Origin of the sequence: Aeromonas popoffii (genome assembly GCF_037818705.1) — a bacterium.
GTDB lineage: Bacteria > Pseudomonadota > Gammaproteobacteria > Enterobacterales > Aeromonadaceae > Aeromonas > Aeromonas popoffii.
In genome coordinates this window covers 2,143,165-2,169,913 of the sequence record NZ_CP149129.1, presented here as the reverse complement: position 1 = coordinate 2,169,913, position 26,749 = coordinate 2,143,165, and the positions used below count along the sequence as shown (strand labels likewise).

General features: G+C 58.2%; 26 protein-coding genes. 21 read left to right on the top strand and 5 right to left on the bottom strand.

Annotation, left to right across the window (positions count from 1 at the left end; all coding sequences use genetic code 11):
• Window positions 1-34: 34 nt before the first annotated feature.
• Window positions 35-601, bottom strand: coding sequence for a nucleoside triphosphate pyrophosphatase (locus tag WJM78_RS09935; protein ID WP_339015419.1), 567 nt, complete (start codon window positions 599-601; stop codon window positions 35-37).
• A 269-nt stretch (window positions 602-870) separates the two neighbouring features.
• On the opposite strand from WJM78_RS09935, the gene WJM78_RS09930 reads away from it, so the two are divergent.
• From WJM78_RS09930 to WJM78_RS09845, 18 genes are all read left to right on the top strand, one after another.
• Entirely contained in the window at window positions 871-2,100 is a 1,230-nt protein-coding gene (locus tag WJM78_RS09930; protein WP_275930375.1) for an MdtL family multidrug efflux MFS transporter, read from the top strand.
• A gap of 2 nt (window positions 2,101-2,102) precedes the next feature.
• A complete protein-coding gene (yidZ, locus tag WJM78_RS09925) occupies window positions 2,103-3,071 on the top strand; it encodes an HTH-type transcriptional regulator YidZ (RefSeq protein ID WP_339015416.1) in 969 nt (322 codons plus the stop codon).
• A 99-nt stretch (window positions 3,072-3,170) separates the two neighbouring features.
• Window positions 3,171-3,836, top strand: coding sequence for an START domain-containing protein (locus WJM78_RS09920; protein WP_339015414.1), 666 nt, complete (start codon window positions 3,171-3,173; stop codon window positions 3,834-3,836).
• Window positions 3,837-5,131: 1,295 nt separating this feature from the next.
• Complete coding sequence (yceD, locus tag WJM78_RS09915; protein ID WP_042037738.1) at window positions 5,132-5,653, top strand: 23S rRNA accumulation protein YceD; 522 nt, start codon at window positions 5,132-5,134, stop codon at window positions 5,651-5,653.
• A 19-nt stretch (window positions 5,654-5,672) separates the two neighbouring features.
• A complete protein-coding gene (gene rpmF, locus WJM78_RS09910; RefSeq protein ID WP_005311492.1) occupies window positions 5,673-5,840 on the top strand; it encodes a 50S ribosomal protein L32 in 168 nt (55 codons plus the stop codon).
• Between the two features lie 9 nt (window positions 5,841-5,849).
• Window positions 5,850-6,869: a phosphate acyltransferase PlsX gene (gene plsX / locus WJM78_RS09905; RefSeq protein WP_042037740.1), complete on the top strand. Its 1,020-nt coding sequence runs from the start codon at window positions 5,850-5,852 to the stop codon at window positions 6,867-6,869.
• Window positions 6,870-6,876: 7 nt separating this feature from the next.
• A complete protein-coding gene (locus tag WJM78_RS09900; protein ID WP_042037741.1) occupies window positions 6,877-7,836 on the top strand; it encodes a beta-ketoacyl-ACP synthase III in 960 nt (319 codons plus the stop codon).
• A gap of 72 nt (window positions 7,837-7,908) precedes the next feature.
• Window positions 7,909-8,844, top strand: a complete 936-nt coding sequence (gene fabD, locus WJM78_RS09895; RefSeq protein ID WP_042037742.1) for an ACP S-malonyltransferase — start codon at window positions 7,909-7,911, stop codon at window positions 8,842-8,844.
• Window positions 8,845-8,857: 13 nt separating this feature from the next.
• Window positions 8,858-9,592: a 3-oxoacyl-ACP reductase FabG gene (gene fabG / locus WJM78_RS09890; protein ID WP_042037743.1), complete on the top strand. Its 735-nt coding sequence runs from the start codon at window positions 8,858-8,860 to the stop codon at window positions 9,590-9,592.
• Window positions 9,593-9,749: 157 nt separating this feature from the next.
• Window positions 9,750-9,986, top strand: a complete 237-nt coding sequence (gene acpP / locus WJM78_RS09885) for an acyl carrier protein (protein WP_005300909.1) — start codon at window positions 9,750-9,752, stop codon at window positions 9,984-9,986.
• A gap of 81 nt (window positions 9,987-10,067) precedes the next feature.
• Window positions 10,068-11,309, top strand: a complete 1,242-nt coding sequence (gene fabF / locus WJM78_RS09880; RefSeq protein WP_339015410.1) for a beta-ketoacyl-ACP synthase II — start codon at window positions 10,068-10,070, stop codon at window positions 11,307-11,309.
• 20 nt (window positions 11,310-11,329) lie between these two features.
• The gene (gene pabC / locus WJM78_RS09875) at window positions 11,330-12,184 is read left to right on the top strand and encodes an aminodeoxychorismate lyase (RefSeq protein WP_339015408.1); all 855 of its coding nucleotides are present in this window, start codon (window positions 11,330-11,332) and stop codon (window positions 12,182-12,184) included.
• Window positions 12,174-13,175: an endolytic transglycosylase MltG gene (mltG, locus tag WJM78_RS09870; RefSeq protein ID WP_042037748.1), complete on the top strand. Its 1,002-nt coding sequence runs from the start codon at window positions 12,174-12,176 to the stop codon at window positions 13,173-13,175. The genes pabC and mltG overlap by 11 nt, the downstream gene beginning before the upstream one ends.
• On the top strand, window positions 13,175-13,816 hold the full coding sequence (tmk, locus tag WJM78_RS09865; RefSeq protein ID WP_212513165.1) for a dTMP kinase: 642 nt from the start codon (window positions 13,175-13,177) through the stop codon (window positions 13,814-13,816). The genes mltG and tmk overlap by 1 nt, the downstream gene beginning before the upstream one ends.
• Complete coding sequence (holB, locus tag WJM78_RS09860; protein WP_339015405.1) at window positions 13,801-14,748, top strand: DNA polymerase III subunit delta'; 948 nt, start codon at window positions 13,801-13,803, stop codon at window positions 14,746-14,748. The genes tmk and holB overlap by 16 nt, the downstream gene beginning before the upstream one ends.
• 25 nt (window positions 14,749-14,773) lie before the next feature.
• Entirely contained in the window at window positions 14,774-15,553 is a 780-nt protein-coding gene (locus WJM78_RS09855; RefSeq protein WP_339015403.1) for a YchF/TatD family DNA exonuclease, read from the top strand.
• Window positions 15,554-15,895: 342 nt separating this feature from the next.
• The gene (locus WJM78_RS09850; RefSeq protein ID WP_339015825.1) at window positions 15,896-16,837 is read left to right on the top strand and encodes a tyrosine-type recombinase/integrase; all 942 of its coding nucleotides are present in this window, start codon (window positions 15,896-15,898) and stop codon (window positions 16,835-16,837) included.
• 245 nt (window positions 16,838-17,082) lie between these two features.
• Window positions 17,083-17,355: a RepB family protein gene (locus WJM78_RS09845; RefSeq protein ID WP_108536404.1), complete on the top strand. Its 273-nt coding sequence runs from the start codon at window positions 17,083-17,085 to the stop codon at window positions 17,353-17,355.
• Between the two features lie 212 nt (window positions 17,356-17,567).
• Here the strand turns inward: WJM78_RS09845 and rsmF are convergent, their stop codons facing one another.
• From rsmF to WJM78_RS09825, 4 genes are all read right to left on the bottom strand, one after another.
• Window positions 17,568-18,998, bottom strand: a complete 1,431-nt coding sequence (rsmF, locus tag WJM78_RS09840; protein ID WP_212513231.1) for a 16S rRNA (cytosine(1407)-C(5))-methyltransferase RsmF — start codon at window positions 18,996-18,998, stop codon at window positions 17,568-17,570.
• Window positions 18,999-19,128: 130 nt separating this feature from the next.
• Complete coding sequence (locus tag WJM78_RS09835) at window positions 19,129-21,681, bottom strand: MlaD family protein (RefSeq protein ID WP_339015401.1); 2,553 nt, start codon at window positions 21,679-21,681, stop codon at window positions 19,129-19,131.
• A gap of 147 nt (window positions 21,682-21,828) precedes the next feature.
• Window positions 21,829-22,437 carry a paraquat-inducible protein A gene (locus WJM78_RS09830; protein ID WP_042037763.1) on the bottom strand — a complete coding sequence of 203 codons (609 nt, stop codon included), beginning with the start codon at window positions 22,435-22,437 and terminating at the stop codon, window positions 21,829-21,831.
• Window positions 22,415-23,047 (bottom strand): paraquat-inducible protein A, encoded by a 633-nt coding sequence (locus tag WJM78_RS09825; protein WP_042037764.1) that lies wholly within the window; start codon window positions 23,045-23,047, stop codon window positions 22,415-22,417. The genes WJM78_RS09830 and WJM78_RS09825 overlap by 23 nt, the downstream gene beginning before the upstream one ends.
• Window positions 23,048-23,195: 148 nt before the next feature.
• Here WJM78_RS09825 and prpB point away from each other — a divergent pair, with 148 nt between their 5' ends.
• From prpB to WJM78_RS09810, 3 genes are read left to right on the top strand one after another with little or no spacing between them, the layout of a single operon-like run.
• Window positions 23,196-24,083: a methylisocitrate lyase gene (gene prpB, locus WJM78_RS09820; RefSeq protein ID WP_042037765.1), complete on the top strand. Its 888-nt coding sequence runs from the start codon at window positions 23,196-23,198 to the stop codon at window positions 24,081-24,083.
• 11 nt (window positions 24,084-24,094) lie between these two features.
• Window positions 24,095-25,222, top strand: coding sequence for a bifunctional 2-methylcitrate synthase/citrate synthase (prpC, locus tag WJM78_RS09815; RefSeq protein WP_042037766.1), 1,128 nt, complete (start codon window positions 24,095-24,097; stop codon window positions 25,220-25,222).
• 10 nt (window positions 25,223-25,232) lie between these two features.
• Complete coding sequence (locus WJM78_RS09810) at window positions 25,233-26,678, top strand: bifunctional 2-methylcitrate dehydratase/aconitate hydratase (RefSeq protein ID WP_339015398.1); 1,446 nt, start codon at window positions 25,233-25,235, stop codon at window positions 26,676-26,678.
• Window positions 26,679-26,749: the final 71 nt, after the last annotated feature.

Here is a 26,749-nt window from a genome sequence, read left to right as displayed (position 1 = left end):
CTCCCGTTTTTCATTGCTGGGCATATCGTTCCCATCAGGGGAGGGTGAGGCCGTGGCGTTCCAGCAGCTCGATCAGGCCGATCAGAGCATTGGGATCGCGCCCCTCCAGCCCCTTGAACAGTACTATCCCCATACCTTCACATTTGAAACTGCCCGCGCAATCAAGGGGCAGCTCAGCCTCTACATAGCGGCGAAGGGCGGCTTCATCCAGCGTGCGAAAGTGCACAGTGAAAGGTTCTACCAGCTGTTCAGTCCGGCCGCTGGCGGCATCCAGCACGCACAGGCCGGTATAAAAGGTGACGCTGCGGCCCTGTGCAGCCATCAGTTGTGCCACCGCCTTCTCCACCGTGCCCGGTTTGCCCAGAGTCTGGCCGTCGCAGACACACACCTGATCGGACCCTATGATCAGCCCTTGATCAAATCGGTCGGCAATGGCGTTTGCTTTGGCATGGGCCAGCCGCGCCACCAGCGCTTCGGCAGATTCGCCGGGCAGGGGAGACTCATCTACCTCGGGGGCCGCACATTCAAAAGGAAGACCGATTTTTTCCAGCAGGGCTTTGCGGTAGCGGGAGGTGGAGGCGAGGATCAGCTGTGTTGGCATTGTGATGTCCTGGTTCGATGCAGTCAGGCGCCGATGGTATCGCCGCGCCGTGAGCCGGGCAAATACCTGATGGGGTTTTCGTGTTTGACATGATCTGCCGGTATCGCCGGATGGAGTCCGTGTGCTTGCAGTGAGCAGGGAGCGCGACGTCCCTCGGTTTCCATATTGGAAAGTGCCGTTATCGACTCTTTCATCGGCCTCTTCCCTATAGTGACAGGCTTATCCGACTGTCATGCCTTGGGTGACAGTCCGCTACTGCTGGAGTTGTCATGCGTCCCTACCTTGTTTGCAGTTTTTTGATGATCACCCTCTACCCGGTGGGCATAGATCTCTACCTGGTCGCGCTCCCCCAAATCGGGGGCGCGCTAGCGGCCAGCGCGGCGCAGCTGCATACCGCGTTTTCAGCCTATCTGTTTGGCATGGCTGCTACCGTGTTGGTCGGCGGACTGCTGGCTGACCGATATGGTCGCAAGCCGGTGATCCTGGCGGGCGCCCTGATCTTTGTGCTGGCCTCGCTGGCGGCCGGCAATGCTGACTCGATCACAGTATTTCTACTGGGCCGCATCGGTCAGGGGATAGGGGCAGGCACTCTCTATATCATGACCTTTACCGTGCTGCGGGATGTGCTGGCGCCGGCCCGGCTGGCGGCTGTCCTATCAATGATCAACGGCATCATTTGTGTGATCCCCGTGCTGGCGCCTCTGCTCGGTTATCTCATTCTGGCCCGCTTCGACTGGCCAGCCATCTTTCAGGCCATGGCCCTGCTCGGCGCCGTGGTGGGATTGGTGACTCTGCTCTGGCTGCGGGAGACCCGCCCAGAGGAGGGCAGGCAGGCCACTGGCCATCCTGCCGATCGCCTCGGGTTTCTGCGTTCGAAGCAGTATTTGTGGATGTGCGGCCTGACCAGTACCGGCATGACCTGCATCCTGACCTATGTCAGTACCTCGCCCATGATATTGATGACGGAGATGGGGCTGGATACCGCCGGCTACGCCGAGATCATGATGGCGATGGCCGTGATCAGCATGATCACCTCCTTTCTCAATCCGGTGTTGATCCGCCGGTGGGGCAAGGAGAGGGTGCTGGCCTGGGCCCACGGCGCCTTGGGGTTGGCACTGCTGTTGCTACTGGCTTCCCGGCAGGAGGCGCTGTTGATGGCGCTGGCCCATGATGGTTTATCGCAGCTGTGGGCGCTCTGGCTGATCTGTTTTGGCTTTGCCTTCGTTTGCATCGGTTTTTCCGCCAGCTTCGGCATCGCGATGGGTGAGGCCCTCGCCAGTTGCCAATACCATATTGCTCTGGCCAGTGCAACCCTGTGCATTATTCAGATAGCCAGTTCGGCGCTCTATATCTGGCTGATGGGCTGGCTTGGTCTGGCCCCCCTCTTGTTACTGGCTTATTCGCTCCTGCTTGCCGTGCTACTCTATCTCGCCTTTCGCATCATGGGGCCTGTTGTCGACCAGGCGCCCTGCGATCCCCAGCCCGTGGAGAACATCTGATCATGCGCCCTCTGGTCGAACTCGACCTCAATTTGTTGGTGGTATTCAGGCTGTTGCTGCAAGAGCGCAGCGCGACCAAGGTGGCCAAACGGCTCAATGTGACGGCGCCGACGGTCAGCAAGGCGCTGGCTCGCCTGCGCGACTGGTTTGATGATCCGCTCTTTATCCGCACGCAGCGGGGGCTCGAACCCACCAACCTGTCGCTGAGCCTGGAAGAGGAGCTCAAGGAGTGGTTTCAGCTGTCGGGCAACATAGCCTCCCTCTGCGGCAACGCGATTCCGGAAGGCGCTGCCTTCAGGCTGGTGTTGGAATCTCCCTTTTACACCAGTTTTCTCAACAGCTTGCCCATGGTTATCTACGAGAAGTACTGCAAGTCGACCATCAAGGTGATGAACTGGGATCACCACTCCCTCAGCGACATCATCAATGGCGATGCCGATCTCGGTTTCTGTGCCCGCGAGACGCACCCTGGCTCCTTGGCCCGCGTCAACCGCCTGCCTTATTACATCGATCACGAGGTGTTGTTCGAAGACAGACCCGTGGTGTTCTTGCGCAAAGATCACCCTCTGCTGGCCCGCACGTGGAGCCTGGACAATGTTCTCGCCTACCCCCATGTGAGCGTGGTGTGGGAGGCCAGCGATGCCTGGGCGCTCGACAGCCTGCTTGATGATGAGGGACTCAGCCGACGGGTACCGATCCGGGTCTCCAGCTTCGAACAGGCGCTGCACATTGCCGCCCAATCGGCTCACGAGCTGATCGCGGTCGTGCCGTCCTATTGCGCCAGCTATGCCAGCTTGCATCACGACAACCTGATCTTCTTGCCACTGCCGCTGGAGGAAACGCTGTATTCCCAGCTCGACATCGCTTTTATCCTGCTCTGGCACAAGCGCAACAACCACAATACCAAGGTGCTCTGGCTGCGAGACGAGATAAAGCGGCTCTACCACGAGCACGTGGGGAAGCCCGGCTAGCCACCATCTTCCCGGGACATCTCGGCCCGCCAGCAGACAGGCCTCCCTGTCAGTCGAAAAGCGGCTATAAGCATAAGCAGGATCAGGCGAGGGCATCAGATGACAAAACATGGAATATGGTTGCTGTGGCTGCTCTGTTTACCGGCATGGGGACAAGGGTGGCAACTGCAGACGGGGGAGGCCGGCATCTTGCTATGGACCCGCGCTCACCCACCGGGGGCATTTGTGGCCCTGCGCCTGGAAATGAACGTAGCGGCCCCCCCATCCGCCTTGCTGGCCGTGCTGCGCGATACTAGCCGTCATCAGGAGTGGCTGCCACATAGCCTGGAGGTGCGTGTGCTGGCAAAGCCAGCGCCCGATGAAGATTTGGTGTATACCCGCTTGTCAGCACCCTGGCCTGTGCAGGAGCGAGAGCTGATCACACACTCTCGCCTGCAGCGCAACGCCGATTGCAGCCTGCAACTGACGGTCTGGGCGGTGCCCGATGCACTGCCGCCCCATCCGGGGCGAGTGCGGATCCAAGCCAGTGAAGGGCGCTGGGAGGCATTGCCACAACTCAATGGCACCACCCTGGTGCGTCTTGAAACCTACACCAACCCGGGCGACAGCCTGCCGAGCTGGATCATCAATCCAATTGCTACCGAAGCGGCGCTGGACAGCTTTCGAGCCATTCGCCGGCTGATGGAAGCCATGCCACCCCAGCCCTGTGCGTGTGCGCTGCAACATCCGGCGGGCAAGTGGCAGTCATGCCAGGTCATTCCTTGACGACAGTCTTTGTTCAGGCTTGCGTCTTGATGTGTATTCTCCAGGCTTAAGCCGGAGGCGCCATTCAGGTGTTGTTTATCAAGAACTCGCCTTTATCTTTTCACTGACCTGTCATCCGGGTAAATAGTCGGTAGCACCTATCCATTTTTCATGAGGGACAGTATATAGCGGCAAACTCATGATATTTTTCATGCTTCGTTTATTCCCTGCCTTTATCGTCACAGTGGCATATAAGCGCTTGTCCGCTGTGTTGACCGAGGGTGGCCACATTAAAGATTTCGTTCATTTTCAGATCAGGTTTTAACGCCTCTTTTGCTTTGTCGTTGCATCTGGCACCGGCCTCTTCATCCATCAGATCTGAATTGCGGTGATAGTTACTATCTGACCCTATCAGGAGATATCATGAAGCCATCACATATTCTTGCGGCTGTTATGCTGGTCACAGGACGTGATGGGCGCCGTCGTAGCTGATGAGGCACCGAGAGACCTTGTGAGCCTGAGGCTGATGAACCGGGGTTCCCGTGCAGGCGCCCACATTGAAATCATAGGGGAGGGTATTGATACCCAGTGATGGTGGTGGTCACACGCCAGCAATGCTGGTGCATTGAATTGGCGGTGGAGGTTTTCAACCATTATCTGATGCCAGATATGTCATGTCATCAGAATGCTGTATATAAACTATTTCCCATCACATTTATATGTGCATGTTAATGCTGTTTCACCTTCGCCAGTTATTCATTGTGCCTTGATGAGCGTGATAAAGGCACCCGTGCTCAGCAAGGTTCAATTTGCTTCATCAGTGGCTGGAGATAAGATCCTGATGGTAACGACAGGAGCGGCCTGAATGAAAGACGGTCATGAGCTGTCGTATGAAAGAGCGACCGCCCTTGTATCTGTGAGCCGGCATCCTCTCACTGTTACATCAAGGGGGGGTGGATTGAGATGGAAGAATCGGCCCTCATGACGAGCGCTACCGCCAGATAAACATGATCAGTTGTCAGCAGGCATTGCCCGCGGCGGATGAAGGGGGTTGGACCATGTGGCGGTCATTTGACGACAAGACTTCGGATCCGCACACCTGAAGGGACCGCAGATACAAGGTCAGCGAAACCCCCGCACACGCGATATGTGCCGAATGCAGGCAGGATCCTGTGTAGGATCCTCAGGTTTATGGCATAATCAGCCACCGATGAGAACAAATCCCGGCATCTCAGGGACTTGTATGGTTAAAATCATCGGCGGTAAGGACTTTTTCCTTTGACTATCAGTTGTTGGACCTATAATATTCGCGCCCTATGCAAAAGGTGAAGTTGCCCGTTAAGGTTGATCCAGTCCGTAATGCCTTGAAGCTGCTCGACTATGTCGGGATAGTGGAAAAGTCGCAGATGCCCAGGCTGGAGGCATCAACCGCAGGCTTGCAGAGTGATGTCGATGTATCACTGCACTTTGGCAAAGATGTCCAGAAGTTGACCGTTATGAAAGGCACTGCCCATGCCAAGGTTGACCTGGTTTGCCAGCGTTGTGGAGATACATTCGAACACCTTTGTGAAGCTGATTTTATCTACACTCCGCTGTTTGAAAAAACAAACGAGGAAGAACTGCCGGAAGCTTATGAGCCCATTGAGTTGGACGAAAACGGCGAGATAGATCTTCATCAAATCCTGGAGGATGAACTCATCCTCTCGTTGCCTCAGGTGGCGATGCATCCGGTGGATGCTTGTCCGCGCGGTAACATGGAGATGACTTGGGGTGATATCAAACCTGCTGATGAGCGGCCGAATCCCTTTGCAGTTCTTGAAGAGCTTAAACGTAAGTGAATCTAGGAGTTAGCCTACAATGGCCGTACAACAGAACCGTAAAACCCGTGCCAAGCGTGGCATGCGTCGTTCACACGATGCGCTGACCAGTGCAGCTCTGACTGTTGATCAGACCAGTGGTGAAATTCATCGTCGTCACCACGTGACTGCCGATGGTTTCTACCGCGGTAAAAAGGTAATCGCTTAAGGATTGCCTTTGTCTACGCAAACTGTCGCGCTAGACATAATGGGGGGAGATATTGGCCCCTCGGAAACAGTGCCTGCCGCCGTGCAGGCACTGTCTCTTTTGCCCCAGTTAAAACTGATCCTGGTCGGTGATCAGCACCAGACTACCTCCTTGTTGCAGCAACATGGCTTGCTGACTCATCCTCGCGTTCGTTTCGTACATGCATCCCAAGTGGTTGGCATGGGCGACAAGCCGATCGTGGCGCTGCGTACCCTGAAAGATTCCTCCATGCGGGTTGTGCTCAATCTGGTGAAAGCGGGTGAGGCCGATGCCTGCGTCAGTGCTGGCAATACCGGCGCCCTGATGGCCATGGCCAAGTGCGTGCTCAAGTCCCTGCCCGGCGTCGACAGACCCGCGCTCATCAAGGCGCTGCCGACCTTGAGCGGCAAGCGTACCGTGATGCTGGATCTGGGGGCCAATGTCAGCTGCGATGCTGACACCCTGCTGCAATTTGCGGTGATGGGCTCAGTGGTGGCCGAGAAGGTGGAAGGCATTGCCTTTCCCCGGGTCGCCTTGCTCAACGTCGGGGAGGAGGAGATCAAGGGCAACGATCTGGTGCGTCACAGCGCCGAGCTGCTGCGTCAGTGCAGTGCGCTCAATTTCGTCGGCTTCGTCGAGGGGGATCGCATCTTTAGTGGCGAGTGCGACGTGATTGTCTGTGACGGTTTTGTCGGTAATGTTGCCCTCAAAACGGCGGAAGGTGTGGTACGGATGATGGCCCAGTTGGCCGGATATCCCCGCAAGAAACACAGTTTTCTTGGCCGTATCGCCGGATTTATGTTCAAACGGCGTTTTTCTTACCTGAACCCCGACCAGTATAACGGCGCAAGTCTGTTAGGATTGCGCGGCATTGTGGTAAAAAGCCATGGGCGAGCCGAACGGCGCGCTCTGTGTAATGCGATCCTGCTGGCCGCACAAGAGGCCAAGCATCAACTTCCATTGCAAATAGCAGATCGCCTTGAATCTGTCTTTTCCGACAGGGATCTATAAGAACTCTATGCATAGCAAAATTCTGGGTACTGGCAGTTATCTGCCGAGTTCAGTGCGTACCAACGCCGATCTCGAGCAAATGGTTGAAACCAGTGATGAGTGGATCGTGGAACGTACCGGGATCCATGAACGCCGTATTGCCGGTGCCGACGAAACCGTCGCCACCTTGTCTCACCAGGCCGCCCTGCGCGCCCTGGATGCTGCAGGTCTGACCGCAGCCGATCTCGACATGATAGTGCTGGCCACCACCAGCGCAGAGAACGCCTTTCCGGCCGCAGCTTGCGAGCTGCAGGGGCTGCTCGGTGTGCCTGGCATCCCCGCATTTGATGTGGCGGCCGCCTGCGCAGGTTTCACCTACGCACTCTCCATCGCCGATCAGTTCGTCAAATCTGGCGCAGCCCGCCATGTGCTGGTCGTCGGTGCCGATGTGCTGTCCCGCATGTGTGATCCGCAAGATCGCGGCACCATCATCATTTTCGGGGATGGTGCCGGCGCTGTGGTGATTGGTGCCAGCGAGACGCCTGGGATACTGTCGACCCATCTCCATGCCGATGGCCGTTATGGCGATCTGCTCAAGCTGCCACACCCTCGTCGTGGCATGCCGGGAGCCGAACTCGAAGCCTACATGTATATGAAGGGCAACGATGTGTTCAAGGTGGCGGTCACCCGTCTGAGCGAGCTGGTGACTGAAACCCTGGCCGCAGCCGGTGTCGAGCCGAGCGAGCTCGACTGGTTGGTGCCGCACCAGGCCAACTTCCGCATCATCAGCGCGACGGCCAAGAAGCTCGGCATGAGCCTCGACAAGGTGGTGCTGACCCTCGACAAGCACGGCAACACCTCTGCCGCCTCCGTGCCCATCGCCTTCGATGAAGGGGTGCGCGACGGCCGGATCAAACCGGGTCAGCTGGTGCTGCTGGAGGCCTTCGGCGGTGGTTTTACCTGGGGCTCGGCGCTGGTTCGCCTCTGATCTTCAGCGGGATGGGGCCCTGCGCCATCCCGCGACCGATTTCGTTTTCGTCTTACCTTAAAGGAATCAATGATGACCCAATTTGCCATTGCCTTCCCGGGACAAGGCTCCCAAACTGTCGGCATGCTGGCCGAGCTGGCCGAGCAGCACGGCGTGATCAAGGAAACCTTCGCCGAGGCGAGCCAGGTGCTGGGTTATGACCTGTTTGCCCTGATCATGGATGGTCCGGTTGAAGATCTGAATAAAACGTGGCGCACCCAGCCAGCGCTACTGACCGCCTCCGTCGCGCTCTGGCGTCTGTGGCAGCAGCAGGGTGGGGCGACCCCCGCCATCATGGCCGGCCACAGTCTGGGGGAATATTCAGCCCTGGTGTGCAGCGGTGCCTTGGCCTTTAGCGATGCGGTCAAACTGGTTGAGCTGCGTGGTCTGGCCATGCAGGAAGCCGTACCGGAAGGCACAGGCGCCATGGCCGCCATCATAGGTCTGGATAACGAGGCCATCGCCGCCAACTGCGAAAAAGCAGCGCAAGGTCAGGTGGTCTCCCCGGTCAACTTCAACTCCCCGGGCCAGGTGGTGATCGCCGGTCACAAGGAAGCGGTTGAGCGCGCCAATATCTTGATGAAAGAGTCTGGTGCCAAGCGCGCACTGCCACTGCCGGTCTCCGTACCCTCTCACTGCGCTCTGATGAAACCTGCTGCAGAAAAACTGGCAGCTGCGCTGGACGGGATCGAGATCAAGGTTCCAACCATCGCAGTCATCAATAATGTCGACGTATCCTGTGAACAGGATCCGGCCGCCATCAAGCAGGCCCTGGTGCGTCAACTGTTCAGCCCGGTCCGTTGGTCCGAGACGGTGGAGCGGATGGCCAATGAGGGGGTCGTGCTGGAAATCGAGATGGGGCCGGGCAAGGTATTGACCGGGCTCGCCAAGCGCATCGACAAGCGAGTGGAAGGCATCCACGCCAACGATGTCGCCTCTTTCGAGCTGGCATTGGCCCAGTCCAAGTAAACAGGAGCAGATCATGAGTTTTACCGATAAGGTTGTGTTGGTTACCGGTGCCAGTCGTGGTATCGGCCGGGCCATTGCCGAAACATTTGTGGCCCGTGGCGCAAAAGTCGTTGGCACTGCAACCAGCGAGAGCGGCGCAGAGGCTATCAGCGCCTATCTGGGTGAGCAGGGCTGTGGCATGGCACTGAACGTGACCAGTCAGGAATCCATCGAAACTGTCTTCGCGGCTATCAGAGCACGCTTTGGCGAGATCGACATCCTGATCAACAATGCCGGCATCACCCGCGACAACCTGTTGATGCGCATGAAAGATGATGAGTGGAATGAAATCATCGACACCAACCTGACTTCCCTCTATCGTTTGAGCAAGCCAGTATTACGCGCCATGATGAAGAAGCGTCATGGCCGGATCATCAGCATCGGCTCAGTGGTCGGTACCATGGGCAATGCGGGCCAGGTCAACTATGCCGCCGCCAAGGCGGGTCTGGTTGGCTTTACCAAATCGTTGGCACGGGAAGTGGCATCCCGTGGTATCACAGTGAACGCGGTTGCGCCCGGTTTCATCGAGACCGACATGACCCGTGCCCTGAATGACGATCAACGTGCCGGCATCATGAATCAGGTGCCTGCTGCCCGTTTGGGCGATCCAAAAGAAATTGCCGCAGCTGTGGTATTCTTGGCGTCTGATGACGCTGCCTATATCACTGGCGAAACCCTGCATGTTAATGGCGGGATGTACATGGTGTAATCAATTTGTCGTGAGATCTGTTCAAATTTGCGATAGTACGCCGAAGTTTGGCGAATTTCGTGGTTTGACCAGCGGCAAGCTACTTGCAAACTCACGTCAATTGAATAAACTACCCCAACCAGACGCAATAGCGTATTTTTAAAGGAAAATTCAGGTCATGAGCAACATCGAAGAACGCGTAAAGAAAATCATCATCGAACAACTGGGTGTTAAAGAAGAAGACGTTAAAAACGCTGCCTCCTTCGTCGACGACCTGGGCGCTGACTCTTTGGATACCGTTGAACTGGTAATGGCGCTGGAAGAAGAATTCGATACCGAAATTCCTGATGAAGAAGCCGAGAAGATCACCACTGTTCAAGCGGCTATCGATTACATCACCGCTAATCAGGAATAAGTTCCTGTTCTGAAAGAAGCGGCCCAAGGGCCGCTTCTTTTATATTGACCCCTTTCAAAATAGCTCTCGGAGACTAGCTCAGTGTCAAAACGCAGAGTCGTGGTGACCGGCTTGGGGATGCTTTCCCCGGTGGGCAACACTGCCGAATCCAGCTGGCAAGCCCTGCTCAACGGGCAGAGCGGCATTTCTCCCATCGAACACTTTGATGCCAGCGAGTTTGCGACCCGTTTCGCAGGCCAGGTTAAAGAGTTTGATCCCGAACAGTACGGCATCAACCGCAAAGAAGCCCGCAAGATGGATCCCTTCATCCAGTACGGTGTGGCGGCGGGGATCCAGGCACTGGAAGACTCGGGTCTGGTGATTAACGACGCGAACGCAGAACGGGTTGGTGTGGCCATAGGTTCCGGCATCGGTGGTCTGGGTCTGATCGAACAGAACCACAGCAGCCTGATTAACGGTGGCCCGCGCAAGCTGAGCCCCTTCTTCGTACCGTCCACCATCATCAATATGGTGTCCGGTCATCTCTCCATCATGAAAGGCCTGCAAGGCCCTAACATAGCCGTGACTACTGCCTGTACCACGGGTACTCATGCCATCGGCATGGCCGGCCGCATGATCGCCTACGGTGATGCGGACGTGATGGTAGCCGGTGGTACCGAGAAAGCCTCCACCCCGATGGGGATGGGCGGTTTTGCAGCGGCCAAGGCGCTTTCTACCCGCAACGACGAGCCGCAAAAGGCAAGCCGTCCGTGGGACAAGGATCGCGATGGTTTCGTGCTGGGTGATGGCGCCGGTGTGCTGGTGCTGGAAGAGTACGAACACGCCAGGGCCCGTGGCGCCAAGATCTACGCCGAGCTGGTCGGTTTTGGCATGAGTGGCGACGCCTACCACATGACAGCGCCCCCTGCTGATGGCAACGGTGGCGCCCGCGCCATGAAAAATGCCATCAAGGATGCCGGCATTGCGCCCGAGCAGATTGGTTACATCAATGCCCACGGCACTTCCACCCCGCTGGGTGATGTGGCTGAGCTGCGGGGCATGAAATCAGTGTTTGGCGAGCACGCCACATCCCTGATGATCAGCTCCACCAAATCCATGACGGGTCACCTGCTGGGCGCTGCCGGCGCCATCGAGGCGATCATCACTGTGCTGGCGCTGCGTGATCAGGTGGCTCCGCCCACCATTAACCTGGATAACCCGGATGAAGAGTGCGATCTGGATCTGGTGCCCCATGTGGCCAAGCCAGGTAGCTTCGACTACGCCCTCTCCAACTCGTTTGGTTTTGGCGGCACCAATGGCTCACTGATCTTCAAACGCGTATAATTCGCCCCGGGGCGGACAGTATGGGCCCGATACGTCAGTATCGGGCCTTTTTTATCGGAGGGATCCTTTTGTTTATCAATGGAGTATCGACAGACCTATTGTCCGCCAGGGATCGTGGGCTGGCATACGGGGATGGTCATTTCACCACCATGCTGATCAAGCATGGTCAGGTTGTCTGGTGGTCGGCTCATCTGGCTCGCCTGCAGCAGGCCAGTGCCAGACTCGGGTTTGCCGAGATGGACTGGTCAATCCTGACCCGCGAGGTGGCGCAGCTTGCCGCCGGTCAGACGCAAGCTGTCGCCAAGGTGATGCTGACCCGTGGCATCGGTGGTCGAGGTTATGACGGCAGCGGCTGCCAGACGCCGACCCGGATCGTCTCCCTTGCCGATTACCCGAGCCACTATCAGGGTTGGCAGCAAAACGGCATTCCACTGCTGGTTTGCCAGCAACGGCTCGGTGATGCCCCCATGCTGGCAGGACTCAAGACCCTGAACCGGCTGGAGCAGGTGTTGCTGAAAAACGAACTTGCAGCGCGTTCGGGAGTCGAAGGTATAGTCTTGAACAGTCGTGGATTTCTGGTAGAAGGTGTCAGTGCCAATCTGTTTTGGCGCCGAGGCAAGACGGTGTTTACACCGGATCTTGCTCACTGCGGTATTGATGGCATCATGCGGCGGCATGTGATGGGAATGCTAAAACAGATGAGTATTGAACTGCGTGTCGTGGAGGCTCCACTGGAGTCACTGTGGCAGGCCGAAGAGGTATGGCTGACCAATACCCTGATGGGCATAGTGCCGGTGAACGGCATTGGGGATACCCAATATCCCAGCCCGGTATTGATCCGCCGTTTACAGGAGCTTTTGGTCATTGAAGTTTAATCGGCTTTACACCTTACTCGCGGGCGCGGCACTGACAGTCGCCGTGGCCGGGGGCTATGTACATTACAAATGGCAGCAGGTGGAGACGCTCCCCAACAAGGGGCCGACGCGCCTCTTTACCGTCGAGAAGGGCGCCCACGCGGCGCGCCTGATCGCCGAGCTGGGGGAGGGGGAAACCAGCCCCTGGGCAGTACGCCTTTGGCTGCGAGGCCATCCCGAGCTGGTTGCCATCAAATCTGGCACCTATGAGATCAAGGAAGGGGCACCTCTCAAAGAGACCCTCGCTTTGTTCGCCTCCGGCAAGGAGTTTCACTTCAGCCTTACCTTCGTCGAGGGTTCCCGTTTTGAGGATTGGTTGAAGCAGCTCTCCGGCGCGCCTTATCTGGAGCGGCTGACCGTAGAGCAATCTGAAGCTGACCTGGCCCAGGAACTGGGCATCGAAAATGGCAAATTGGAGGGCTGGTTCCTGCCGGAAACCTACGCTTATACCACCCATGCCAGTGACATCTCTATTCTGCGTCGCGCTAATCAGGACATGAAAGCCTTCCTGCAGCAGAGTTGGGACAAGCGCCAGGCCAATCTGCCCTACAAGACCCCTTATGAGGCGCTGATCATGGCCTCTATCATCGAAAAAGAGACGGGTCAGCCAGACGAGCGGGCGCAGATCGCCTCCGTGTTCGTCAACCGCCTGCGTCTTGGCATGAAGCTGCAGACAGATCCCACCGTCATCTATGGGGTCAAGGATCGTTACGATGGCAATATCCGCCGTAGCGACCTGACAGATGTGAATCCATACAACACCTATGTGATCAACGGCCTGCCACCCACGCCCATCGCCATGCCGGGCAAGGCCTCTATCGAAGCGGCGCTCAATCCCAAGTCGACCGACTATCTCTATTTTGTCGCCAAGGGGGGCGGTGCCCACTATTTCTCCAAGACCCTCGATGAACACAATCGGGCGGTTCGCGAATACATATTGAAGAAGCCCTAATGTCTAAATTTATTGTGATTGAAGGACTGGAAGGGGCAGGGAAGAGCTCCGCGGTGCGCTATGTTACCGATTATCTGCAACGCCACGGCATAGACCAGATCGAATGCACTCGTGAGCCCGGGGGAACCCCGCTGGCCGAGCGGATGCGCGCCATCGTCAAGGAAGTTCACGACGAGCGTCTCACCATCGAAGCCGAGTTGCTGCTCATGTATGCCTCCCGGGTGCAGCTGGTCGAGACCCGGATCAAACCGGCACTGGCTGAAGGACGCTGGGTGGTGGGAGATCGCCACGATCTCTCCTCCCAGGCCTATCAGGGCGGCGGGCGTGGCATTGATGCGGGGCTCATCGGCGCCATCAAGCAGGCAGTGCTCGGTGACTTCAAGCCGGATCTCACCCTCTATCTCGATATCGATCCCGCTCTTGGTTTGCAGCGTGCCCGTCATCGTGGCGAGCTGGACAGGATCGAGCTGGAGCAGATCAGTTTCTTCGAGCGCACGCGCAGCCGTTATCTCGAACTGGCCGCCAAAGATGATTCCATTCGGGTGATCGATGCCGGACAAACTCCGGATCAGGTCAAAGCTGCCATTGAGGTTGCACTGGACAATTACTTATCGAACAAGCCTCTATGTATCCCTGGTTGATCCCGGATTGGCATGCCCTGAGTCAGACGGCCCAGGCCGGTCGGCTGGGCCACGCCTGGTTGTTGCTCGGCGATCCCGGGCTTGGCAAGGAGCAGCTTGCTGAACGATTGGCGCGTTTGCATCTTTGCCAACAACCGGATCGGGGGGAACCCTGCGGCCAGTGTCACTCCTGCCAGCTGTTTGACAAGGGACATCACCCGGATCTTGGTACCCTGCCTGCTGATAGCAAGACCATAGGGGTCGAGGCTATACGCGAGATCTGTGCTCGTCTGCAGAACTCGGCCCAGCTCGGCCGGGGTAAGGTGGTGATCATCCCTGATGCGGAGCGCATGACGGAATCCGCCGCCAACGCCTTGCTGAAAACCTTGGAGGAGCCAGCCGGGGACAGCCTCTTGCTGCTGATTGCCTCTCAGGTTTCCCGTCTGTTGCCTACCATACTGAGCCGCTGCCACAAGCACGTCTGCCAGTTGCCAACGGAAGGGGAGACGGTGCGCTGGTTGGCCGAACAGGGTCACCAGGCCACATTGGCCCAGGTACGGATCTGTCAGGGAGCACCGCTGCGGGTGTTGCGTTACATAGAAGAGCAGCAAGATGGCAAACGTCGGGAGTTGCTGGGGAGTTTCGTCTCCCTGTCACTGACCCCGACCCGGGCCACCCATGTCTGCAGCCAGCTGGCGGATGAAACGCAAGTCAGGCTGCACTGGTTGCAGCTGTTTTTGTGTGATGCAATCAAGACTCAGGCTGGCTGCGGTCATCATCAGCTGGCGATGCCGGATCTGGCGGCCCTCAGCCAGCAGTTGGCCGAGGGCAACTCCAGCGAAAAATTGCTGGAGGCGGAGCAGCAGCTCGTGGCGCTTAAGGCTGCCTGCCAACCTAGGCAGCTTTCCAATCCCACCATTCATTTGATGAACTGGCTCAGCCGCTGGTTATAAATCTGACAAGACGCAAAGGTTCTTTATGTTACTCGTTGATTCCCATTGCCACCTCGATCGCCTCAGCTATGGCAGCAAGCAGACCAGCATGGCTGATGTGCTGGCCAAGGCCGCGAAACTGGACGTGGGATATTTTCTCTGTGTCAGTGTGACTCAGGCACAGTTCCCGATCATGCTCGAGGCGATCGCTCCTTATCCCCAGGTGTTTGCTTCCTGTGGTGTGCATCCGCTCAATCAGGAACCCGGTGTTGATGCGGCGTTATTACTGACGCAGGGCGCAGATGACAGAGTGGTGGCCATAGGGGAAACCGGGCTCGACTACTTCTACTCGCCAGAGAACAAGGAGGTGCAACAAGCCTCTTTCCGCGAACATATCCGCGTCGCTCGCGCCTTGAACAAGCCGCTGATCATTCACACCCGTGATGCCCAGCAAGATACCCTGCAGATCATGCGTGAGGAGGGGGCCGATCAGGTGGGTGGTGTGTTGCACTGTTTCACCGAGTCCCTCGAGATGGCCCAAGCCGCGATGGCGATGGGCTTTTATATTTCCATTTCCGGCATAGCGACCTTCAAGAATGCATCTGCACTGCAAGAAGTGGTCAAGGCATTGCCGTTGGCGCGCTTGCTGGTCGAAACAGACTCTCCCTATCTTGCTCCTGTTCCTCATCGGGGGAGGGAGAACGAGCCCGCCTTTGTCCGAGATGTTGCTCAGTTCGTTGCCGACCTTCGCCAGATCTCGCTGGCCGAGCTGGCGGATGCGACGAGCCGAAACTTCTTCGAGCTGTTCAAGCTGGCAAAAAAGTAAACGAAGAGGCCCCTGATAATGGGGCCTCTTTATTTCAAATAATCAGCATCCTTTCCCTCGACAGTATTACCAACGCCACCTGTTATCTCTCACATAAGCAGGCTTATTCAAGACGATGCTAGACAGGAGAACATGGAGGTTCAATGAGGTTTAATTAAGGATCTTCTAAGTATCGATAATATTCATTATCGATACTTGATGTCTAGGATGGATCCTGTAAGATCCATTTAAACTTCATATGAATCAAAGCGTTCTGTGGCATATCCAACCCTATCCGGCTCAGCATACCAATCATTGCAAACCGTCTTCGATGCCCAGCTAAATTCTCGGGCACGCCGCTTTTTGCGCGGTGCAAAAGCGGATTCCACCCTCAATGCCTATCAGGCTGATACCCGTATTTTTGTCTTCTGGTGCCAATTGCACGGGCTGGATCCGCTGCAAACTACCCATCACGACATCATGAACTTTCTGGCTGATCAGGCCGACGGGGTATTGGCTGACTGGGTATGGCTGGACAAGGAAGAGGGCAAGGGGGAACTGCGCAACGGCGAACCTCGAAAACCGGCAACCTTGGTGAGACGTCTGGCGGGGATCCGTTATGCCTTCAAGCAGAAGGGCATCCATCCCATGCCGACCGAACATGCCGAAATCAAGGAGATGATGCGCGGTATTGTCAGGTTGGGGGATAACCGCAAACGCAAAACTGGCGCCCTGACGCTACAACCATTGACTCAGGTGCTGGATGGCATCGACACTACTGCTCTGGCGGGCCTGCGCGATCATACCCTGCTGCTCTTGATGTTCAGTGGCGCCTTGCGCCGCTCGGAAGCGGCCCGAATTGAAGTAAGCGATCTCGATTTTGTGGGGCAGGGGATCCGCCTTCGCCTCAAACCGAGCAAGCATCAGCTCCATGAAACCGAGATAGCCCTGATCCCTGGCAAGCACTATTGTCCCGTATCGGCACTGCAAAACTGGCTGCGCAAAAGCCGGATCAGCGACGGGCCGCTGTTTCGGCGGATGAACCGCTGGGGTCAACTCATGACAGAACCGCTCGGTCCCCAGGGTATCAACCTGATGATCAAGCGCCGAACCGGTCACGCCATCGACGATCTCTACGTCAGTGGCCACAGCCTGCGACGAGGATTCATTACCTCGGCGGTCACCGCTGGCAAGCCCATGAACAAGATCATCGAGGTGACTCGCCACAAGGACATGCGTACCCTGCAGGAGTATTTCGATGATGCCCACAAATTCTCCGATCATGCGCTGGATGGCTTGCTGTGACAGCTATCATGACACCTATCTCACCAATGTATAACTGAGGGGCCCTAGCCGGACATTACAATCTGGGGCTAACATAATGACCGCGCATTTTTATTTTTTATGTTAAATTGTATCTTGTTGATCTGATGATATATTTATTGCGCGTTGCCAAGGTGTCCGATGAGAGGGGAGAACCCTCTTGTTCAGACAACCGTCATCAACAGGTTAGAGATAACAAACATTGAAGCAAACCATTGCAAGGTCATATGAGCCAGGAAATAAACGTGGATGAGGCCCAAGAGGCTGTCCCACACAACAATGCCGAGCGGCAACGCCAACATGTGAAGCGTAAACAGGAAACCCACACCAGGTTGCAGTGCTGGATAAGCAATCGTCACGCCGAACGGTTGCAGGCGTTGGGGTTGCATCTCGAAGACAGTCAGGCCTCGCTCATCGAGCAGGCGATCGATCTACTCTATCAACATGAACTGTCATCCCAGCCCCAAGTTGAGCAAGAGATGGCTGAGGCGCTCGAGTGAGGGGCAGGAAACAGACAGTGCGGACATAAAAAAAGCCAGGTACGAATTCCTTGTACCTGGCATAGGGGAATTGGCTCCTTGCAGAGCCGTGCGCTAACTGGTGTTCGGACAGCCTTAAGCTTAGACAAGGCTCAAGGCTTTTCAAGATCCGCACAAAAGTTCAACCGATGTGTGGGTTTTTAAGACTCGATCAGACGCGAGTCATCACACACTCAGGCGCCGAACAGATTGTTGTCGCGCACCAACTCGCGGGGCAGGGCATTCTTGACCCGGCTGCCAACCCACTTCCCCATGCCCAGGGTATGACCCTGATAACGAACGATCACCTCGCCCGAGCCAGCCTCCTGCTCAGGCCAGACATCCCGCCCCATCATGAACTCCCGCGCATTGGCGCCGTCGAGTTCGATACATCCCAGAGTGGCCTTGTCGCCATAGGCCAACGCCCACTCATGAGTGAGGCGATAACCTTTCTTGAAGGTTTCAGCCAGCTTGATGCCGATGCGATCAAAACGCAGCTTGCCCTGCACCTGCTCAAACAACAGTGGAAAGAGCCAGATCTCGTCATTGCGACCAAACAGCTGGCCCTGTGGTACCACGCCAAAATGGGCTTCAATCTCGCGCAACATGGGCTCGGCCTCTTTGACGGGCAGTGGCGAGAAGGGGAACTTGCCGAGTTTGCCCGGCTTGAACATGGTATTTGGCACTGAGTGATGCTTGCGCAATCTGGCGACGAAAAATCCCTCACTGTCGAAGATCTGGGGCCAAACGTGCAGATATCCTTCGGGCGTACAGGCCAGCTGTGCATGGGGGAACAGGTCGGCCAGCGAGTCAACACTCAGGGCATCACCAAACTTGTCCAACAGGGACTGACAGACCGCCTGGTTCTCCTGCTCGCTCAACGTGCAAGTGGAGTAAACCAGCACGCCACCGGGTTTCAGGGCATGAAAGGCGCTCTCCAGCAGACCTTGCTGCACCGCCGCAATCTCGTCGATGCTCGCTATGCTCCAGTTGCGCAGGGCATCTTCATCCTTGCGCACCGTCCCTTCGCCGGAGCAGGGGGCATCGAGCAGTATGGCGTCGAAGGTCTCCGGCAACCACTGGCCAAACACCTTGGCATCGAAGTGGGTCATGCCCACATTGGTCACGCCGCAGCGCTGAATGTTAGCGCTGAGCACCTTGAGCCGGCTGCTGGAATATTCGTTGGCAACCAGCATGCCCTGGTTGTTCATCAAGGCCGCGATCTGGGTGGTCTTGGAGCCGGGGGCGGCGGCCGCGTCCAGCAGCATGCCATCTCGCTTGACCTGATCGCTGGCAAATAGCGCGGTAACCGGCAACATGGAGCTTGCTTCCTGGATATAGAAGAGGCCGCTCAGGTGTTCTGCGGTATTGCCAAGGGGCACGCTCTCGTCGCGGCGACTCAGCCAGAAGCCGGTCTCACACCAGGGCACAGCCTCGAGCTGCCAGCCCAGCGGTTGCATCAGTTCGCAGAATGCGGGTACCGAGATCTTCAGCGTATTTACCCGAATACTGCGTCGCAGTGGGCGCCGGCAACTAGCCACGAAAGAGTCCATTGTGAGATGCGCTGGCATGATGGCCGCAATATGGTGCAAGAAGTGATCGGGAAGATAGGTATTGTCGTGCACTGTGCCGTCTCGCTGACCCAAAAAGAGGGGCGACATCTTATCACACGGCTAGGAATATTCTTAACGGGCAATGAGCAAGGGGAAAATGAACAAGCCCGGCACTGGGCCGGGCTTGGAACAAGAGAGAAGTTCAGGGCTGGATGCGGGGACTCCACTTCAGCCACTCTTTCTCCGCCTTGCCATACAGTGGGTAGCTGTGGCCAGCCTTGACGGTCGCCCCCATATCGTGCTCTGGGGTATTGAATGCGATGCCGCCCGCCAGCAGGCTCTGCACGGTTTCCACCTCTATGGTCCCCCCGGTCAAGCCTATGTCGGCCTTGACCCCGGAGACATTCCAGAAGCGGGTGTTGGCCCGCACCAGATGGGCATATTCCTTGTCGACACTCACATCGATCAGCACCTCACTGCCATCGCGCGCCAGCGTAATCCCGGTGACACTGCCCACCATGAGTTTACGAAACAGCAAGGGGCTGCCGACGCTCAGGCCATTGACCGAGGGGCTCTTGAGGGTCAAGGCCAGGCCCACCTGACCACTCTGACTCAAGGGGAAGCGATCCTTGCCGGCCCCTTGACCTGGCAGAGCCTCCACAAAGGCCCCTTTGATCAGGGTGTCGAGGTGAGCGACGCCGCCCAGCCCCAGCTTGGCCTGTACCAGAGTAAAGCGGGCGCCAGATTGCAAGAAACGACCGGCATAGTGACCATCCAGCTCGGCCTTGAAGATCACTTGCCCCAACGATGGTTCCAGCTCGATCTGCTCAATCTTGCCGATGTCGACCCCGCGATAGCGGATCGGGCTGCCAATGCCCAGACCCGGGTTGCTCTCGGCGGTCAGGGAGAGGCTGCGCACGTTCGCCTTTGCCTGCTCCTTGCTGTCAAACAGCTGGTGACTGCTGCGGCCGGAGCCCAGCCGATCGAACTCGATGGCGCCGCGCAGCAAGGTGGCCAGATTGCCCACCTTCACCTGCACACCATCGACCCGCACCCGGGCATCCAGTGCCGGTTTTTTCCAAAATTGCGGAAGCTGTGAGAGCAGAGGGGCATAAACACCATCAATTTCGAGCTCGATCTCGACCCCCTCTTTGGCGGCGCGCAGCTGCTTGACCTTGCCCGCCTCAAGCCCCAGATAGAGCACAGGGGAGCCGATGCCGATGCCATCTGCCTGTTCCGCTTTCAATAACCAGCGCTGGGGCTTGGCATCCCGGGTGCCTAACAGGGCCAGTTCCTGACTCGGGTAGAGGCGGTTTATCCGCTCACCGCTCGCCGCCTGTACCAACTTGATGCCCCCGCCGATCCAGGCGCTGGCCGGACTGGTCTCCACCTTGATACCGCTGAGATCAGCCTCGATCTGCAGCGGCGCTACCCGATAGAAACGGGCCCGTGCCAGCAGATGTTGATACTGGCTGTTGACCACCAGAGCGACGCTGGCATTGCCCCTGGCATCCAGAGTCAGCTGACTGATCTGGCCTACCGGCAGCCCCTTGTACCAGAGCGGTGCCCCTTCATTGAGCCCCGCCAGATCGTCGGCCTGCAGAGTGACCCGGGTGCCACTGACTTGATCCTTGCTGCTCAAGATCATGGCCCTGACCCTGTCACCTTCCACGTAGTCAAGGCGAATGGCCGGGCCGGCCAGCAGACGATCCGCATGTTTGAGGCCGGCGGCACCGAAGGAGACAGTCTCCCAGACGAGGCGACTGTTGTCGGTGATCCGAAATGCCTGTTCAGGATTGATCAACGCCGTCACCACCCGACCCTTGTCGGTCAGGCGAACGGGGTCAACCCGGCCAATCTCGATCCCTTCGAAAAGGATGGGCATTCCCTCCTTGATGGGCAGATCACCGGCCACTATGTCGATCCGCTCGCCACGGGCCGCTTCGGCCAGCCCCTTGTAGAGGATGAAGGTCTGGCCTTTCTCCGGCTCGGGGGAGGCTTTGGGGGAGTCAAACGCTATGCCGCCGCTCAGTATGGAGGTAAGGCTGCCAGCCTCCACATTGACCCCGGCCAGGCTGAAGGAGCCTTTGATGCCACTGATGTTCCAAAAGCGGGTATCGGCCTTGATAAGGTGTTCGAAACGCGGCTCGATCACCAGATCAAGGATCACGTTCTGGTTGTCCTGGCCGAGACGGGTGTTGATGACACTGCCTACCTCAATACCGCGGAAATAGAGTTTGGCGCCGATCCCGATAGATCCCAGCGAATCGGCGGTCAAGTGCAGCATGCGCCCCTGTGCCTGATAGCCGGGGGGAGGGCCATCCAGCGCATCAAACTCCTCTTCCAGCGGGTTGTTCTCCCGACCGGGTTGCAGATTGATGTAGTTGCCAGAGACCAGGGTATCCAGGCCCGAGATCTCGGTGAGTGATGCCTTGGGGCTCACCAGCCAGAAGTCGGACCCCTTGCGGATAAGCGGCCGGGCACGACTGTCAATCTTGGCCAGCACGGCTATCTTGCGGCCGTCCTCGGCCAGCGCCAGCTCCTGCACCACACCGATAGCCACACCCTGATAGCGCACCTGGGTCTTGCCCGGCAAGATGCCATTGCCCTGGGCAAAGTTGATGCGAATAAGTTGGCCACTGCTCGCAAACTGCTGGTAGACGAAGCCACCTGCCAGCAAGAGGGCAATGGCGGGCAACAACCAGACTGGCGACAACCAGCGACGCTTCTCAATGACGGGTTCAGCCCCGATCATACCGACTCCTTAATTGGCTGACATAAACAGCAGTTCAGATACAAACACATCACCGCCTGCGGCGTTGCCTTGCGACAGTGCCGGCGGTTATTCACTATTCGGGGCATCCCCATCCCTGGACAAGCGGGATCTGTGTTCACCAGACCATCAACGGGCCGCCTTGTCCCAGAGCAAGCGGGTATCCAGCATGCGGGCCGACATCATAGTCAGCACCACCACACCGGCAAACGCCGTGGCGCCGGGTCCCGCCCGTACATTGAGCAGCACGCCGCGATCCACCAGCGCCACCATCAGCGAGATGACGAACAAGTCCAGCATGGACCAGCGGCCGATGAAGTCGATGATGCGATACATGATGAGCTGACGCTTGCGCCGCACCGGCGTGGTTCGCTGCAACTGCCAGCAGATCCAGCCCAGCCCCAAAATCTTGCCCACCGGCACTATGATGCTGGCAGTCAGCACTATGGTGGCGATACCCGACATCTTGCTGCGGTAGAGCATCATGATACCGCTGAAGATGGTATCGGACTGCAATAACCCCTTGTTGTAGAAATGGGTGATGGGCAACAGGTTGGCGGGCAGCAACATGAAGGTGGCCAGCGCCAGCAAGCCCCAGGACCAGGCCAGGGAGTGGGGGATACGAACCTGCAACCTGCTGTGACAACGGGGGCAGACGCTGCCTGCCTGATAGCGCACCAGCAGGCCACAGGTGTGGCAGCGGCAAAGCCCCAGCTCACGAGCGCTGGTCTGGGACATGATCCGGCTCCTCCAGTGGTACGCGCTCCCAGTAGGGGGCAGGATCGAACAGGATCAGCAGCGTCATGTTGAGCAGCATCAGGATCCCCAAGCTCAGCAGGCCGCCGCCGAGGCGCACATCGGCGATGTCGATCAGCTTGAACAGGGCGACCAGCAGGCTGACCATGTAGACCTCCAGCATGGCCCAGTGACGAAATACCTCCACGGCTCTTAAGGTCGGTGCCAGTATGTGCCAGCGCTTGGCAAGGCCGGAGGCCAGTGCAAAGATCCCCAGCAGCAAGCCCACCGGCGCCAGTACGGCGCACCAGAATACCAGCCCCGCCACCCAGAATTCGTGCTCGACCATCAGCACCAACATGCCCTTTAACAAATTTGCGTCCGAGTTCACCCCGGCCAGACGCAGGTAGATGAGCGGTTCGAAGAAGGCAGAGGGCAGCAGCAAGAACCCCGTGATGGTCAGGGCCATCAACTGGGAGGAGCGGAAGGCATAGCGTCCATACAGATGCTGATGACAGCGGGGACAGTGAGCGTGGCGGCGCAGGGGCAATAACTTGCGTTCGATCAGCAAGTCGCAAGCCGGGCAGACGATCACGGGATTGGGATCCGACATTACGATTCAATCTGTTGAAGGAATTGGTGAAATTTACCCTAAAACCCGCGCCCTGTCTTGCCTGACGCCGTTCTGCCACGAAAGTATGATTGACGTTAACGTAAACGTGATATTAGATAGTCAGACCAGACAAATGAAAGGAGTCATGATGTCCAGCCTTACCCCCTCGGCAGGCCTGCGTTTTCGCACCGCCCTCGCCAACGAACGGCCCCTGCAGATCGTCGGCACCATCAATGCCTACATGGCCCTGATGGCCGAGCGTAGCGGCTTTGCGGCCCTCTATCTCTCCGGCGCCGGGGTGGCCAATGCCTCCTATGGCCTGCCGGATCTCGGCATGACCTCCCTCAATGACGTGCTGATCGACGCAGAAAGGATCACCGCTGCGACCAAGGTGCCCCTGCTGGTCGACATCGACACCGGTTGGGGCGGCGCCTTCAATATCGCCCGCACCATTCGCGCCTTTGAACGCGCCGGTGTCGCCGCCGTGCACATGGAAGATCAGGTGGCCCAGAAACGCTGTGGCCACAGGCCCAACAAGGCGGTGGTCTCGCAGGAGGAGATGTGCGATCGCATCAAGGCGGCGGTGGATGCCCGTCAAAACGGGGAGTTCGTCATCATGGCGCGCACTGATGCACTGGCGGTGGAGGGGATTGGCCCGGCGCTGGAGCGCGCCGCCGCCTACGTGGCCGCCGGGGCAGACATGATCTTCGCCGAGGCGGTGACCGATCTCGGTCAGTATGACCGCTTCAAGCAGGCGGCCGGGGTGCCCATTCTCGCCAACATGACTGAATTCGGCCAGACAGCACTGTTTGACAAGGCCGAGCTCGCCGAGCACGGCGTCGACATGGTGCTCTACCCGTTAAGCGCCAGCCGGGCAGCCAATCAGGCCGCGCTCAACGTCTACCAGCACATTCGCCAGGATGGCCACCAGAGAGCCGTCGTGGACACCATGCAGACCCGGGAATCGTTATATGACTTTCTCGGTTATCACCATTACGAGCAGACACTGGATCGTCTGTTCACATCCAGGGATTAGGAGGCAAGATTATGGGACAAGAGAAGCCATTGGGCGGCGCAGGCCTGCGGGGTCAGAGCGCGGGGGAAACCAGTATCTGTACCGTGGGCAAGAGCGGCACAGGACTCACCTATCGCGGCTATGACATCAAGGAGCTGGCGGATGGCGCCCAGTTCGAGGAGGTTGCCTATCTGCTGCTCAAGGGCGAGTTGCCCAGTGAACAGCAACTGCTGGACTACAAGCGCGAACTGCGTCGCCTGCGCATCTTGCCCCGTGCCCTGCTGGAGGTGCTTGAGCTCATTCCCGCCAATGCCCATCCCATGGATGTGCTGCGCACCGGCTGCTCCATGCTCGGCGATCTGGAGCCGGAAGAGGGCTTCGAGCACGAACATGAAGTGGCCGATCGGCTGCTAGCCGCCTTCCCTGGCATCCTTATTTATTGGTACAAGTTCAGTCATGAAGGGGTGCGCATCGCGCTCGATACCGACGAGGAGTGCATCGGTGGCCACTTCCTGGCGCTCTTGCACCAGAAGGCGCCGAGTGAGCTGGAACGCCGGGTGATGCATGTCTCCCTCATTCTCTATGCCGAGCACGAGTTCAACGCCTCCACCTTCGCGGCCCGGGTCTGTGCCTCGACCCTGTCCGATCTCTTCTCCTGCGTGACCGCCGCCATCGGTACCCTGCGCGGCCCGCTGCACGGCGGGGCCAATGAAGCCGCCATGGCGATGATCGCACCCTGGCAGGATGAGGCTCAGGCCAGGGGCGAGCTGCTGGCAAAACTCGCGGCCAAGGAGAAGATCATGGGCTTTGGCCACGCCGTTTATCGCACCTCGGATCCGCGCAACGTCATCATCAAGGCGTGGTCGGCCAAGCTGGCCGAGGCGGCGGGGGACACACGCCTCTACCGCGTCTCCTGCGAGGCGGAAACAGTGATGTGGGAGGAAAAAGCACTCTTCCCCAACGCCGACTTCTTCCATGCCAGCGCCTATCACTACATGGGGATCCCGACCAAGCTGTTCACCCCCATTTTCGTCTGCTCTCGGGTCACCGGCTGGTGCGCCCACGTGATGGAGCAGCGCGAGCACAACAGGATCATTCGCCCGAGCGCCGATTACGTCGGCCCGGCCCCCCGTCATTTCGTCTCCCTACAACAACGATAAGGAAATCACGATGTCCGCCAACGTCGACGTTAACCACAGACCCGAGCCCGATCAGGTGCTGGTCGATATTGCCGATTATGTCTGCAACCATCCCATCACCAGCCAGGCGGCCCTCGATACCGCCCGCTACTGCCTGATGGACACCCTGGGCTGCGGTCTGCTGGCGCTGCGTTTTCCCGAATGCACCAAGCACCTGGGCCCCATAGTCGCGGGTACCACTGTGCCCTTTGGTGCCCGGGTGCCCGGAACCCAGCTTTGTCTCGATCCGGTCAAGGCGGCCTGGGACATCGGCGCCATCATCCGCTGGCTCGATTACAACGACACCTGGCTTGCCGCCGAATGGGGCCATCCTTCCGACAACCTGGGGGGTATTCTGGCGACCGCCGACTGGCTGTCGCGCACCCGCGTGGCAGAGGGCAAGGCGCCGCTGACCATGGCCGATGTGCTGACGGCCATGGTCAAGGCTCACGAAATTCAAGGGGTGCTGGCGCTCGAAAACTCCTTTAATCGGGTTGGCCTCGATCACGTGGTGCTGGTCAAAGTCGCCAGCACCGCCGTGGTGACCCATATGCTGGGAGGGAGTCGGGATCAGGTGATCGATGCGGTCTCCCAAGCCTGGGTCGATGGCCAGAGCCTGCGTACCTACCGCCACGCGCCCAACGCGGGTTCTCGCAAGAGCTGGGCGGCGGGGGATGCCACTTCCCGCGCGGTGCGTCTGGCGTTGATCACCATGAGCGGCGAGATGGGCTATCCCGGCGTATTGAGCGCCCCCAAGTGGGGCTTCTACGACGTGCTGTTCAAGGGCAACCAGTTCGCCTTGCATCAGGGCTACGGCAGCTATGTGATGGAGAACGTGCTGTTCAAGATCGCCTATCCCGCCGAGTTCCACGCCCAGACCGCGGTGGAGTGCGCCATGAAGCTGCACGGTCAGGTGAAAGGGCGGCTGGACGAGATCGACCGCATCGAACTCACCACCCATGAATCGGCCATTCGCATCATCAGCAAGGTGGGGGCACTCAACAACCCGGCCGATCGGGATCACTGCCTGCAGTACATGGTGGCAGTGCCGCTGATTTTTGGTCGCCTTATCGCCGAGGATTACGAAGATGGCATCGCTGCCGATCCCCGCATCGATGCGCTGCGCGGCAAGATGGTGGTGCAGGAGGACAAGCGCTACAGCCGCGAATATCTGGAGGCGGACAAGCGATCCATTGCCAACGCCATCCAGATCTTCTTCAAGGACGGGACTCACACTCCTAAGGTAGAGGTGGAGTACCCGGTCGGCCATCGTCGCCGTCGGGAGGAGGGGATCCCGCTGTTGGTAGAAAAATTCCAGCATAACCTGGCCACCCGTTTCCCGGCCAAGCGGGTACAGGATATCCTCGCCCTCTGCCAGGATGGCCAGCGGCTGGCCGGCACGCCGGTCCACGCCTTCATGGATCTGCTGGTGATCTGATCCGCGGGTTTCCCCCAGTAACAGAAGCGGGCCACACGGACCCGCTTTTTTATTGCAGTATCCAGCACCAC

Coding starts and splice junctions, on each gene's coding strand:
- WJM78_RS09935 (WP_339015419.1), bottom strand. CDS start 601: ATGCCAACACAGCTGATCCTCGCCTCCACCTCCCGCTACCGCAAAGCC.
- WJM78_RS09930 (WP_275930375.1), top strand. CDS start 871: ATGCGTCCCTACCTTGTTTGCAGTTTTTTGATGATCACCCTCTACCCG.
- yidZ (WP_339015416.1), top strand. CDS start 2,103: ATGCGCCCTCTGGTCGAACTCGACCTCAATTTGTTGGTGGTATTCAGG.
- WJM78_RS09920 (WP_339015414.1), top strand. CDS start 3,171: ATGACAAAACATGGAATATGGTTGCTGTGGCTGCTCTGTTTACCGGCA.
- yceD (WP_042037738.1), top strand. CDS start 5,132: ATGCAAAAGGTGAAGTTGCCCGTTAAGGTTGATCCAGTCCGTAATGCC.
- rpmF (WP_005311492.1), top strand. CDS start 5,673: ATGGCCGTACAACAGAACCGTAAAACCCGTGCCAAGCGTGGCATGCGT.
- WJM78_RS09900 (WP_042037741.1), top strand. CDS start 6,877: ATGCATAGCAAAATTCTGGGTACTGGCAGTTATCTGCCGAGTTCAGTG.
- fabD (WP_042037742.1), top strand. CDS start 7,909: ATGACCCAATTTGCCATTGCCTTCCCGGGACAAGGCTCCCAAACTGTC.
- fabG (WP_042037743.1), top strand. CDS start 8,858: ATGAGTTTTACCGATAAGGTTGTGTTGGTTACCGGTGCCAGTCGTGGT.
- acpP (WP_005300909.1), top strand. CDS start 9,750: ATGAGCAACATCGAAGAACGCGTAAAGAAAATCATCATCGAACAACTG.
- pabC (WP_339015408.1), top strand. CDS start 11,330: ATGGGCCCGATACGTCAGTATCGGGCCTTTTTTATCGGAGGGATCCTT.
- tmk (WP_212513165.1), top strand. CDS start 13,175: ATGTCTAAATTTATTGTGATTGAAGGACTGGAAGGGGCAGGGAAGAGC.
- holB (WP_339015405.1), top strand. CDS start 13,801: ATGTATCCCTGGTTGATCCCGGATTGGCATGCCCTGAGTCAGACGGCC.
- WJM78_RS09855 (WP_339015403.1), top strand. CDS start 14,774: ATGTTACTCGTTGATTCCCATTGCCACCTCGATCGCCTCAGCTATGGC.
- WJM78_RS09845 (WP_108536404.1), top strand. CDS start 17,083: ATGAGCCAGGAAATAAACGTGGATGAGGCCCAAGAGGCTGTCCCACAC.
- WJM78_RS09835 (WP_339015401.1), bottom strand. CDS start 21,681: ATGATCGGGGCTGAACCCGTCATTGAGAAGCGTCGCTGGTTGTCGCCA.
- WJM78_RS09830 (WP_042037763.1), bottom strand. CDS start 22,437: ATGTCCCAGACCAGCGCTCGTGAGCTGGGGCTTTGCCGCTGCCACACC.
- WJM78_RS09825 (WP_042037764.1), bottom strand. CDS start 23,047: ATGTCGGATCCCAATCCCGTGATCGTCTGCCCGGCTTGCGACTTGCTG.
- prpB (WP_042037765.1), top strand. CDS start 23,196: ATGTCCAGCCTTACCCCCTCGGCAGGCCTGCGTTTTCGCACCGCCCTC.
- prpC (WP_042037766.1), top strand. CDS start 24,095: ATGGGACAAGAGAAGCCATTGGGCGGCGCAGGCCTGCGGGGTCAGAGC.
- WJM78_RS09810 (WP_339015398.1), top strand. CDS start 25,233: ATGTCCGCCAACGTCGACGTTAACCACAGACCCGAGCCCGATCAGGTG.